The 12,360-nt window shown below is 37.7% G+C and carries 11 protein-coding genes; all 11 read right to left on the bottom strand.

What is annotated here, in order from left to right:
* Nucleotides 1-235: 235 nt before the first annotated feature.
* On the bottom strand, nucleotides 236-505 hold the full coding sequence (rpsO, locus tag NYE61_RS01145) for a 30S ribosomal protein S15 (RefSeq protein WP_067730023.1): 270 nt from the start codon (nucleotides 503-505) through the stop codon (nucleotides 236-238).
* 146 nt (nucleotides 506-651) lie between these two features.
* A complete protein-coding gene (locus NYE61_RS01140; protein ID WP_095308712.1) occupies nucleotides 652-1,590 on the bottom strand; it encodes a bifunctional riboflavin kinase/FAD synthetase in 939 nt (312 codons plus the stop codon).
* A gap of 17 nt (nucleotides 1,591-1,607) precedes the next feature.
* Nucleotides 1,608-2,507, bottom strand: a complete 900-nt coding sequence (truB, locus tag NYE61_RS01135; RefSeq protein WP_303448195.1) for a tRNA pseudouridine(55) synthase TruB — start codon at nucleotides 2,505-2,507, stop codon at nucleotides 1,608-1,610.
* 87 nt (nucleotides 2,508-2,594) lie between these two features.
* A complete protein-coding gene (rbfA, locus tag NYE61_RS01130; RefSeq protein ID WP_095308708.1) occupies nucleotides 2,595-2,939 on the bottom strand; it encodes a 30S ribosome-binding factor RbfA in 345 nt (114 codons plus the stop codon).
* A 47-nt stretch (nucleotides 2,940-2,986) separates the two neighbouring features.
* Entirely contained in the window at nucleotides 2,987-3,265 is a 279-nt protein-coding gene (locus NYE61_RS01125) for a DUF503 family protein (protein ID WP_095308706.1), read from the bottom strand.
* Nucleotides 3,262-5,394 carry a translation initiation factor IF-2 gene (gene infB, locus NYE61_RS01120; protein ID WP_095308704.1) on the bottom strand — a complete coding sequence of 711 codons (2,133 nt, stop codon included), beginning with the start codon at nucleotides 5,392-5,394 and terminating at the stop codon, nucleotides 3,262-3,264. Before infB ends, NYE61_RS01125 begins: the two co-directional genes overlap by 4 nt.
* Nucleotides 5,395-5,414: 20 nt before the next feature.
* Nucleotides 5,415-5,714, bottom strand: a complete 300-nt coding sequence (locus NYE61_RS01115; RefSeq protein WP_095308702.1) for a ribosomal L7Ae/L30e/S12e/Gadd45 family protein — start codon at nucleotides 5,712-5,714, stop codon at nucleotides 5,415-5,417.
* Nucleotides 5,704-5,985 (bottom strand): YlxR family protein, encoded by a 282-nt coding sequence (locus tag NYE61_RS01110; protein ID WP_095308700.1) that lies wholly within the window; start codon nucleotides 5,983-5,985, stop codon nucleotides 5,704-5,706. The genes NYE61_RS01115 and NYE61_RS01110 overlap by 11 nt, the downstream gene beginning before the upstream one ends.
* Before the next feature lie 13 nt (nucleotides 5,986-5,998).
* Complete coding sequence (gene nusA / locus NYE61_RS01105; RefSeq protein ID WP_095308698.1) at nucleotides 5,999-7,099, bottom strand: transcription termination factor NusA; 1,101 nt, start codon at nucleotides 7,097-7,099, stop codon at nucleotides 5,999-6,001.
* Between the two features lie 109 nt (nucleotides 7,100-7,208).
* Complete coding sequence (gene rimP, locus NYE61_RS01100) at nucleotides 7,209-7,679, bottom strand: ribosome maturation factor RimP (RefSeq protein ID WP_095308696.1); 471 nt, start codon at nucleotides 7,677-7,679, stop codon at nucleotides 7,209-7,211.
* Nucleotides 7,680-7,933: 254 nt separating this feature from the next.
* Nucleotides 7,934-12,223, bottom strand: a complete 4,290-nt coding sequence (locus NYE61_RS01095) for a PolC-type DNA polymerase III (protein WP_095308693.1) — start codon at nucleotides 12,221-12,223, stop codon at nucleotides 7,934-7,936.
* Between the last annotated feature and the right edge of the window lie 137 nt (nucleotides 12,224-12,360).

Here is a 12,360-nt window from a genome sequence, read left to right as displayed (position 1 = left end):
TTTAGAATAAACTAAAGATGTTAAGGAATCAAATGCGAGAAAGCACTTGATATACTAGAAGAATCCCTATTTATACTATGTTTAGCTTTATGTAATCTAAATAGTCAATAATAGGTAAATTAAGAAATATAACCAAACCCTATTATACATATACTATTACTATTCATGTAGCTTGACATGTAAAAATACAACTTTGAATGAATAGAAAAAGCAGGATTTCTCCTGCTTTTTAAAATTATCGGCGTAAGCCAAGTTTTTTAATTAATTCACGGTAACGAGTAACGTCTTTGTTACGTAGATAAGTAAGCAAGTTACGACGTTTACCAACCATTTTCAAAAGACCACGACGTGAATGATGATCCTTTTTGTGAACACGTAAATGTTCGTTCAGCGCATTGATATCTTCCGTTAGTACAGCAATTTGTACTTCTGGAGAACCAGTATCTGTTTCGTGAACTTTGTATTCATTAATAATCTCGTTCTTACGTTCTTGTGTGATAGCCATTTGGCGCACCTCCTAATAAAATATAATAACCCCAGTCTCCTAGCAAACGTCGGAGTTACGATTTGCCAAGGGATGGTTTTACCTTACTAAGCATAACGCTTCCGCAAGAAAAAATCAAGTGTTCAAGCTAGTTTCTTTCATAAATATTAGTCCGAAAAATAGTCACGAATATTCTTCTCGTCTAGCTCTATCTGCGCAATTAATGCTTCAGCATTATCAAATTTCACTTCTTCTCGAATATATTTATGCCATTCAACCTGTAATTCTTCGCCATATAGATCATTGCTATAATCGAAAATATTAACCTCGACTGATAAATCTTTCCTGTCAGCTGTAAAAGTCGGGTTCGTACCAATACTCGCCATGCCTTCATATACTTCATTCTTATACATGACACAAACAGCATAGATTCCGGGTTTTGGCAGCAACACTTCTGCGTGCAGTTCCAAATTGGCTGTAGGATAACCTAGCTCTCGTCCTCTTTGGGCCCCTTTAATCACAATTCCACTAAATTTCAGCGGGTGGCCTAGTAAATGATTTGCCTCATCTACTAACCCATTTTGCAGTAATTTACGGATTCTTGTAGAGCTTACCTTTTCATCATTGGATATTATTTTATCAATTATTGTATAACTGAATTGTCCACGAGTAAACTCTTCAATATTTTCCATATTACCTTGCCCTTTATGACCAAATGAATAATCAAAACCACCTACTAGGTGTTTTATATTAAGTCCTATAATAAAATGGTCAATAAAAGCTTGTGGTGATAATTTTGATAGCTCTTGATTAAATTGAATAATATATACCCGATCCACCTGAAGCTTTTGCAATAACTCCTGCTTTTCCTTCATCGGGGTAATATATTGTACACGCTCTGTCCCCTTTTTTAAAACGACTGACGGATGTGGATGAAATGTAATAACAGCACTTTCCATATTTCTAGCTTTCGCTTCATCGACAGCTGTTTGAATCACTTGTTGATGTCCTCGGTGAATACCATCAAAAAAGCCAATTGCACAAACTGTCTCCGGCAATTCCCCTAACGCTAATGTATGCGGGTAGGTTAATTCAATTGTTCTCATACTTTTTCACCTGCACTTTATGATCTTTCACTGAAAACGCGAACAGGTTTTATTTGTTCAGCTTTATCAGGATGATGTTGATAGATTGCTAATAATTCATTGTGATGCATTACGACGAAAGGATCTTCGAGCTCAGTATCCTTTGGTTTAGCTAGTTTTTGTCCATTCATTACTTTCCGTTTCGTCTCCTCATTAACATATAGCCGATTCAAATGAGAAAGTCCGTCTATAATTGGGTGTAACAAACGATTCTGTTCGTTCTGTTCAACCGCCTCTTCTATCATAGCAAATGAAATTGCATTTTTCTCGGAAAATGTCCCAGTTTTAGTTCGGACAAGTGCAGACATATGTGCAGGATAACCAAGCTTTGCCCCAATATCAACACAAAGCGTTCTAATGTACGTTCCTTTAGAACAAACTACTTTTAAACGAATTGTATGAGCTATCGGATCAATTGACAGTCTTTCAATTTCGTAAATTGTAACTTTGCGCTTTGGACGTTCTACTGTTTCATTTGCTCGAGCATACTCGTATAGCTTTCTTCCATTCACTTTTACAGCAGAATACATCGGTGGGATTTGCGTAATTTCACCTGAAAAATCTTTAAGTGTCTGATTAATTATCGATTCAGCTGGAAATTCCATTACTTCTTTTTGATCAACGATGCTTCCGTGCGCATCTTCTGTGTCTGTTGCAAACCCAAGCTTCACTTCAGCAATATACGTTTTTTTTGTATCCGTAAGGAAGGGAACAATTTTCGTACCTTGTCCTATACAAATTGGTAATATGCCTTCCACTTCTGGATCAAGTGTACCTGTGTGACCCACTTTCTTTGTTTTAAAATACCTTCTACATTTCATAACACAATCATGAGATGTATACCCTTTTGGCTTCCATAATGGTAAAATGCCTTCCACTGCACTAGCCTCCACTAACTTCTTTGTATGTATTCGAATATGGGAAAATCTGACCTGTTTCTAAGTGGACAGGTCAGATTTCGAGAATTATTCTTTATTTAAGTCTTTTAAAATGGAATCAATTCGATTTCCATACTCGAATGCTTCATCAAATTCAAATGTAAGTTCTGGTGTTTTACGTAGACGAATGCGACTACCAATTTCAGAACGGATAAATCCCTTTGCTTTTGCTAAACCAAGCAAAGTATCCTGTTTTTGTTTCTCATCACCTAATACAGAAATAAAAGCCTTTGCTTGTTGGAGATCACCCGTTACTTCTACGTCTGTTACTGTAACAAAACCAACTCTAGGATCTTTAATCTTTCTTGCTAGAATGTCACTTAATTCTTTTTTCATTTGTTCAGCTATTCTGTTTGCTCTTAATTCAGCCATTTTATTCACCTCTAGAATAACGTGAGACTTTAAAGTGGGTTTCACTCTTAAAGTCTTTCCACATTGGTAATCGTACGTTCAAGTTCGGTAAATCCATCAATCGTCCCAAGAGCAGCGTGGATTACTTTTTCTGCATGAACATAATCTGTAGAAATTGTTACAATACCAATTTTTGTTCGCTGCCACAGGTCATGGTAATCCAATTCTGTAACAGCGACATTAAAATTGTTCTGTAGTTTTGCAAGCACTTTTTTGATAATCGTTCGTTTAGCCTTTAGAGAATGCCCATCATACATGATACACTCTACTTCAGCATAGACAATCATTTGCGCTCAATTTCCTCCATAACGAAAGCTTCAATAATATCGCCTTCTTTAATATCATTGAAATTCTTAATTGTAATTCCACACTCATAGTTTTGTGCAACTTCTTTTACATCGTCTTTAAAACGTTTTAACGCAAGTAGTTCTCCTTCATAGAGGACAACACCATTACGGATTATCCTTACACTTGCATCTCGTGTGATTTTACCGTCTGTAACATAGCTTCCTGCAATGGTACCAATTTTAGAAACCTTAAACGTTTCTCGGACTTCTGCCTGTCCGATAACTTTTTCTTCGAATTCAGGATCCAGTAGACCTTTCATCGCTGCTTCAATTTCTTCAATCGCACTATAAATAACACGGTGCAGACGGATATCTACTTTCTCTGATTCTGCTGCTTTTTTCGCATTAACATCTGGTCGAACATTAAACCCAATTACAATTGCATTGGATGCAGATGCAAGAATAATATCGGATTCCGTTATAGCCCCTACACCTGTGTGAATGATTTTAATTTTTACACCCTCGACTTCAATTTTACGTAATGAGGAAGCTAGTGCTTCAACAGATCCTTGTACATCTGCTTTTACAATAATATTCAAGTCTTTCATTTCACCTTGCTTAATTTGTTCGAATAAATCATCCAAGCTAACTTTTGACTGTTCGCCGCGGCTAGCAATCAAATGTTGCTGCTGGCGAGCTTCCCCAATTTGACGTGCTTTCTTTTCATCGTCAAACACAAGGAATTGATCTCCAGCCTGTGGCACATCATGCAGTCCCGTAATTTCAACCGGTGTAGATGGACCAACTTCATTCACACGCTTACCGATATCATTTACCATTGCACGTACACGTCCATACGTATTTCCAACAACAATTGCATCTCCTACTCGTAAAGTTCCGTTTTGAACAAGTAATGTCGATACAGATCCTCTACCTTTATCTAATTGCGCATCAATAACGGTACCAAAGGCATTTGCTTTTGGATTTGCTTTTAACTCTTCTACTTCGGCAACGAGTAGAATCATCTCTAGTAAATCATCGATACCTTGATTATTTTTTGCAGAAATATTAACAAATATTGTATCTCCGCCCCAAGCCTCAGGAACCAATTCATATTCCGTTAGCTCTTGCATCACGCGATCCGGGTTAGCCGCTTCTTTATCAATTTTATTTACCGCAATAATAATTGGAACCTCTGCAGCTTTTGCGTGATTAATTGCTTCTACAGTTTGAGGCATAACACCATCATCTGCTGCTACTACAAGAATAGCAATATCTGTAACCTGTGCTCCACGGGAACGCATGCTTGTAAACGCTGCGTGACCTGGTGTATCAAGGAATGTGATTTTCTTCCCATTCGTTTCAACTTGGTATGCACCGATGTGCTGTGTAATCCCACCAGCTTCTCCTGCTGTAACTTTTGTGTGGCGGATTGAATCAAGTGTTGTCGTTTTTCCATGGTCAACGTGACCCATTATCGTTACAACGGCTGGTCTTTCAATTAGATCCTCTTCTTTTTCTTCCACAACATATTTATCAAAATCAGTATCTTCTAAAATAATTTCTTTTTCTACTTCTACATTATATTCACCACAGATTAATTCGATTGCATCATCATCTAAGTCCTGGTTCTTTGTTGCCATGACGCCAAGAAACATTAACTTTTTAATAATTTCTGCAGCTTCTTTATTTAATTTAGATGCAAGTTCACTTACTGTCAGCGTATCGTTATAGACAATTTTTGATGGTGTTTCTTTGATGACAACTTTTTGTTCATTTTGAACCGGCTGATTACCTCTTCTTGGACCTTTTTGTTTCTTTTTATTCGTTTGCTGTTGCTTTTGTTGCTGGCCTTTAGGCTGGGAATGATTTTTCCCTTGTTTAGCCGATGGATTAGAGTGCTTTTTCGCTTGATTACTTCCTGGATTGTTTTTCGAATTTTTCACATCTGGTTGAGCTTGCTTCGATTTACTAGCATTGAATTTTTCATCTAATTTTCGAACTGTATCATCTGAAATCGTTGACATGTGATTTGACACTTCTATATTTAAGTTCGTTAAATAGTTGATTATTTCCTTGCTTGACGTATTATTTTGTTTAGCATATTCATATACACGTATTTTACTCATACGTTCACCCCCGAATTTGATTACCCGAGTAACGATTTTATTTTCGCAGCAAATCCCGTATCTAAGATTGCAATCGCCACTCTGTGGGATTTTCCAATAGCATTTGACAATGTTTCTCGATCATCTGCTATTCTATAAGGTACTTCATAGTAATTACATTTGTCTGTTAGCTTTTTTTTCGTCTGTGGCCCAATATCCGAAGCTATGATAACAAGCTTTGCACGATTGGAGCGAATATCTTTCAGAATCGTTTCTTCTCCAAGAGAACATTTTCCAGCACGATAAGCAAGACCAATCATATTTAAATAGTTATTTTTCATTGGGTTTACCATCAATTAATTGTTTCAGTTCTTCGAAAATAGCCGGATTTACTTCTGTATTTAACGTTCGATTCAGTATATTTGATTTCTCTGCTTTTAAAACAACATCCAAATTACGCGAAAGGTATGCGCCACGACCATTTTTCTTTCCAGTGGGATCCACAAAGACCTCTCCTTCTTTGTTTCGGACAATCCGAATAAGATCCTTTTTCGGTTTCGTTTCATTAGTGACAACACATTTTCTTTCAGGTGCTTTTCTTTTCTTCACCATATTGGAGTCCCCCTTATTCAAACAAATCCTCATTATTGTCAGAATAGGATTCTTCTGTTTCCGTTTTTAATAGACCTTCTTCTCGTGCTTCTGTTTCACTTTTAATGTCGATTTTCCAGCCTGTCAACTTAGCAGCGAGTCTCGCATTTTGACCACGTTTCCCAATTGCCAGGGATAGTTGGTAATCAGGTACAATAACAGTTGTAGATTTTTCTTCTTCATTAACTAATACTTTAATAACCTTAGAAGGACTAAGCGCGTTCGAAACATAGACAACTGGATCTTCTGACCACTCCACAATATCGATTTTTTCTCCTTTTAATTCATCAACAATTGCTTGCACACGCTGGCCGCGCTGGCCGACACAGGAACCAACCGGATCTACTTCCGGGTCACCGGCATATACGGAGATTTTAGAGCGGTCACCGGCTTCTCTGGCTACCGATTTAACTTCGACTGTTCCATCAAATATCTCTGGTACTTCCATTTCAAACAAACGTGTTAGAAGACCAGGATGTGATCTTGAAATATAAATTTGTGGTCCCTTGCTTGTATTCTCTACTTTCGTAACGAATACTTTTAAACGATCGTGTACATGATATTCTTCTGTTGGCATTTGTTCAGCCTCTGCTAGCTTTGCTTCAATTTTGCCAAGATTAACATAGACAAATCGTGCGTCTTTCCGTTGAATAATACCCGTCATAACATCCTCTTCACGGTCAATATATTCAGAGAAGATGACGCCTCTCTCTGCTTCCCTAACTCGTTGTGTAACAACTTGCTTTGCAGCTTGGGCAGCAATACGTCCGAAATCCTTCGGTGTTACTTCTACTTCAATAATATCTTCAACCTCGTAATTTGGGTCAATTTTTCTTGCTTCGTCAACTGAAATTTCCAGCTGAGTATCTTCCACTTCTTCTACGACTGTCTTTCTAGCGTAAACACTCATTTTACCTGATACTTCATTAAGTTCAACTCGAACATTTGTAGCAGATTTAAAGTTTTTCTTATATGCAGAAATCAAAGCGGCTTCCAATGCTTCCATTAAAATTTCCTTTTCAATTCCTTTTTCCTTTGCTAAATTATCAATCGCATCAAACAACTGATTGCTCACCTGTTTTTTCCCCCTTTTAAATTAGTTGAAAACTTGGCCGATTACCAAGCCTGATAACGAAAGCCTTCGTTGTACGTAAATGATTTCCTGACAAGCTATTTAACATTTACTAGAACGTTACCGCTAATCTAGCTTTTGCTATTTTGTCAAATGATATTTCTACCTGCTTTGTACGCGTTTTTACTTTGTATTCAATCGTAGCTATATTGTCATGGAAGGTTTTTAGAATACCTTCAAATTGTTTTTCCCCATCAATAGGCTCGTATAACTTGACGAATACATTCTTTCCGATATTTTTTTCAAAGTCTTCTGTCGTTTTAAGCGGACGTTCCACTCCAGGCGAGGAAACTTCCAGGAAATATGCTTCTTTAATCGGGTCTGTTTCATCCAATTTTTCACTTAACTGTTCAGAGACTTCTCCGCATTCAGCAATATCAACACCGCCAGCTTTATCGATATATACACGAAGGAACCAATTTTTACCCTCTTTTACATATTCGATATCTACTAGTTCAAGGTCCTTTTCCTCAACAATAGGGAGTACCAATTCTTCTGTCGTTTTAATTACTTGGGAGCTCAATTTCCATCCTCCTTTATTAACTGTAACTATATTACTTATTATGAACTATCTTCCCCAAATTCATCTGTGTACATCCAAATCAATATAAAACCCCTGCCTAAAATTGGGGCGAGGGGAATTGTCCAGGTGGATAATCAGATATGAAGAAAGAGTGGGTGTGCACCCACTCTTTAGACCGTTCGTATCCTTACTTTCCAAAAAATAGTATAGCATAAAGTCTTAGCTTGTGCAAGAATAACTACATTGCTTTACGACTAAAATAAAGAAAGCTGATTTTTTTCTTCCATTCCTTCAAGACATCCATGATTATCAAGGTATTCTAATACTGTTTTAGAGATTTTACTTCTTTCTCTTAAATCCTCTTTTGACAAAAACTCCCCTTCTTCACGTGCTTTCACTATATTTAAGGCAGCGTTTGTTCCTAGTCCATCCACTGCATTAAATGGTGGAAGTAAAGAGTTCCCATCTACAATAAAGTCAGTTGCACTCGATTTATAAAGGTCTACTTTTTGGAATGAGAAACCACGCTCACACATCTCAAGAGAGATTTCTAATACAGTAAGTAAACTTTTTTCTTTTGGTGCAGCATCATTCCCCTTAGCAACAATCTCATCGACCCGATTCCGAATTGCTTCAGACCCTTTAATCATTGTATCCAATTCAAAATCATCTGCACGAACTGTAAAATAAGCAGCATAAAACAGAATGGGATGGTGTACTTTGAAATACGCGATACGAACTGCCATTAGTACATATGCAGCTGCGTGAGCTTTCGGGAACATATATTTAATCTTTTTACATGACTCGATATACCAGTCCGGAACACTATGCTTCTTCATTTCGGTAATCCATTCGTCTTTGAGTCCCTTTCCTTTACGAACAAACTCCATAATATTAAATGCAAGTGATGGTTCCAAGCCTTTATGCATTAAATAAACCATAATATCATCTCGGCAACCAATAACATCTGGTAATTCACAAATACCATCATTAATCAGATCTTGAGCATTGCCCAACCATACATCCGTACCATGTGATAGACCTGAGATAATAAGCAACTCGGCAAAAGTACTTGGCTTCGTGTCCTCAAGCATTTGCCTAACAAATTTTGTCCCAAACTCAGGTACCCCGAGGGTTCCAGTCTTACAATTAATTTGTTGTGGTGTGACTCCAAGTGACTCTGTTCCCGAGAAAATTTTCATTACTTCAGCATCATCTGTCGGAATCGTCATTGGATCAATGCCGCTCAAATCTTGCAGCATACGGATAACTGTTGGATCATCATGTCCGAGAATATCTAGTTTTAACAAATTATCATGAATAGAATGGAAATCAAAATGCGTTGTTCGCCATTCACTGTTACGATCATCTGCTGGAAATTGAATTGGTGTAAAATCGTAAATTTCTTTGTCATCTGGCACTACAATAATTCCGCCGGGATGCTGTCCAGTAGTCCGTTTTACACCAGTACATCCTTGTACAAGACGGTCCACCTCTGCATTTTTATAAACTAACTGTTTATCAGAAGCATAACCTTTTACATATCCATAGGCCGTTTTTTCAGCAATTGTACCAATCGTACCAGCACGATATACGTTATCGACTCCGAATAGTTCCTTCGTATAGTTATGTGCCCTTGGCTGGTATGCACCGGAGAAGTTTAAATCGATATCTGGAACTTTATCACCTTTAAATCCTAAGAATGTTTCAAACGGTATATCCTGACCATCTTTTTTCAATGCTGTATCACATTTCGGACAGTTCTTATCTGGTAAATCGAATCCACTTGCAACAGAACCATCTGTAATAAATTCGTTGTAATGACATTCTCCGCAAATATAATGGGCAGGAAGTGGATTTACCTCCGTAATTTCTGTCATTGTTGCAACAAAGGACGATCCAACAGATCCCCTCGAACCAACAAGATAGCCATCATCTAAAGACTTCTTAACTAGCTTATGGGAGATTAGGTAAATAACCGCGAACCCATTCCCTATGATACTTTCCAATTCTTTCTCAAGTCGATCGACTACAATCTGTGGTGCAGGCTCCCCATATATTTTCTTCGCTCGTGTATAGCAGAGGTCCCGCATTTCTTGTTCTGCACCCTCAATGGTTGGTGTAAATAAACCATCTTTCACAGGTGATAAGTCCTCTAACTCATCCGCCAATGCATTTGGATTGGTCACAACAATTTCACGTGCTACTTCTTCGCCAAGAAACTTAAAGCAGTCTAACATATCATTTGTTGTTCGAAAAGGGGTGTCTGGTAACGTTTGTCTGTTCAATGGATTACCAGCCTGTGAGGCAATTAAGATTTGCCGGTATAATTTATCATGATCGTCCCTATAATGCACATTGCCTGTTGCAACAACTTTTTTGTTCATCCTGTTTCCTAAATCAACAAGCTTTTTAATTATATCAATAATCTGCGACTCGTTTTGCACAAGATCTTTTTCCACGAGATGAGCATAATTGGCTGGCGGCTGAACTTCAATGTAATCATAAAACTCAGCAACCTCTTCTGCTTCCTCCGTAGATTTTTGCATCATTGTTTCAAAAACTTCACCTTTATCACATGCTGTTCCGACGATAAGCCCTTCGCGAAACTTTTGTAAAAGTGATCTTGGTATCCGTGGTACTCGATAAAAATAATTAATATGTGCATAGGAAACAAGTTTATATAAGTTTTTCAGGCCCTCTTGTGTCTTAGCTAGAAGCGTAGCGTGAAATGGACGAGAACGCTGATAAGCATTACCCTCTCCCATATGGTTATTTAATTGATTGTGATTTCGAATATCTTTTTCTAACAATTTTTGAACAAGCTTCCAGAGCAGGTAACCAGTGGCTTCTGCATCGTAGATAGCGCGGTGATGTTGTGTTAATTCAATATCCAAATGCTTACACAATGTATTTAATCGGTGATTCTTTAATTCGGGCAGAAGGAATCTAGCAAGCTCCAGTGTATCCATAACCGGATTTACCGCTTTTTCATAATTAATTCGTTTCAGTCCCTGGTTTAAGAACCCCATATCAAAGCTTGCATTATGGGCAACGAGTATATCTTCTCCCATCCAAGCATGGAAATCCTTTAAAACCTCTTCGACTTCTGGTGCATCTTTGACCATATCATCCGTTATCCCAGTTAATTCGATGGTCGTTTGTGATAACGGATGGTGTGGGTTTGCAAATGCCTCAAATCGGTCAACAATTTCACCTTTATGGATTTTCACTGCTGCAAGTTCAATTATGGTATCGTAAACAGCTGATAGCCCTGTTGTTTCAACATCAAAGACTACAAATGTATCATTTTCCAAGTCTCTGTCCGAATCGTTATATGCTATCGGCACACCATCATCAACAAGGTTCACTTCAACACCATAAAGGACTTTAATATTATTTTTCTTCCCTGCTGCATGTGCTTCAGGGAATCCCTGCACACCAGCATGATCTGTAATTGCAACCGCACGATGTCCCCATTTTGCAGCCTGTGTAACTAATGTTTCTGGAGAAATAACAGCATCCATTTGACTCATCGTCGTATGCGCATGCAGTTCAACTCGTTTTGCATCAGCAGGAGCATTATCCATCCGTTCGTCGACCTTAATCTCATGGATATCATTAGCCATCATTGCAAGTTCATTGGTATACATATCTGTTTGAATACTACCTCTTGCTTTAACCCACATCCCTTTCTTAACAGATGCAAATTTAGCTGCGTCCTCATCGTTTTTAGAGAACATTTTTATTTGTAATGAATCTGTATAGTCCGTTGCCTTTATAATTAAAAGACTTCTTCCAGAACGTAATTCGCGTACTTCTGCTGAGAAAATATAACCTTGTACCGTTATACGACGCTCCTCTTCCAGAATCTGTTCCATCGTAATCGCATCGTCTTTAATATTATATCCAATCATGAACGGTCCATTATCTTCACTGTCTTTTTGCTTGTCCCGTTTCACTTTCTCTTGTACGGTCTTTTGAACAAGCTGCTGATCCTCAAGTGCTTTTTGTTCTCTAAATTTCTGCATATCCATCGCATCTGCTTTTACATGGATATCAAGACTATAGGAAAGTGCACCAACGCGCGAACAAAATGTTTTAAACTCTGGTTCTAATCTTCGTTTGAGCGCACTTGCTTCCGCATCATTTCTCGCAGTTAACATAATCTTATTATTGTTAACTTCTGGATTCTGAGTTTGTACAAGCTCCTTATAAGCAGGTGATATTTGCGTCATTGAAGTAACAAAGTGTTTCCAATAACCACTAATCGTATTACTATCGCAAGCTTGTTCATTTGCCAGCACTGTTAGCTCTACATTTGCTATCTGTTGGAACGACTCCTTCAATTTAACCGAGAAAACTTGATATACATCAATTGGTAAGATACGCGCAACACAAATATAAAAATGCCAAGTCTTTGTATTTTTATAAACTTCTAATTTATCTAGGTAGCTATCTTGAAAATAGTCTACTATGTAATCATCGGATAATTGCAGCTGCTTCAATAATAAACTCATTTTTTCTTTTTTCGATATATCCATTTATTATGCCTCCTCCAGCTAAACAATTACATAGGTTGTTTATCTTATCTTGAACAACCCTTACAGGAACAATGTAAACCCTTGTCAGAAATAAGACAAGGGTTTTCACTTCGTAACGTACCTATTTATTTTCTCAT

Origin of the sequence: Oceanobacillus sp. FSL W7-1304, assembly GCF_037969805.1 — a bacterium.
Taxonomy (GTDB): Bacteria; Bacillota; Bacilli; order Bacillales; family Amphibacillaceae; genus Oceanobacillus; species Oceanobacillus profundus.
Note: the sequence above shows the minus strand (reverse complement) of the source record. Positions and strands in the feature narration are given on the sequence as shown.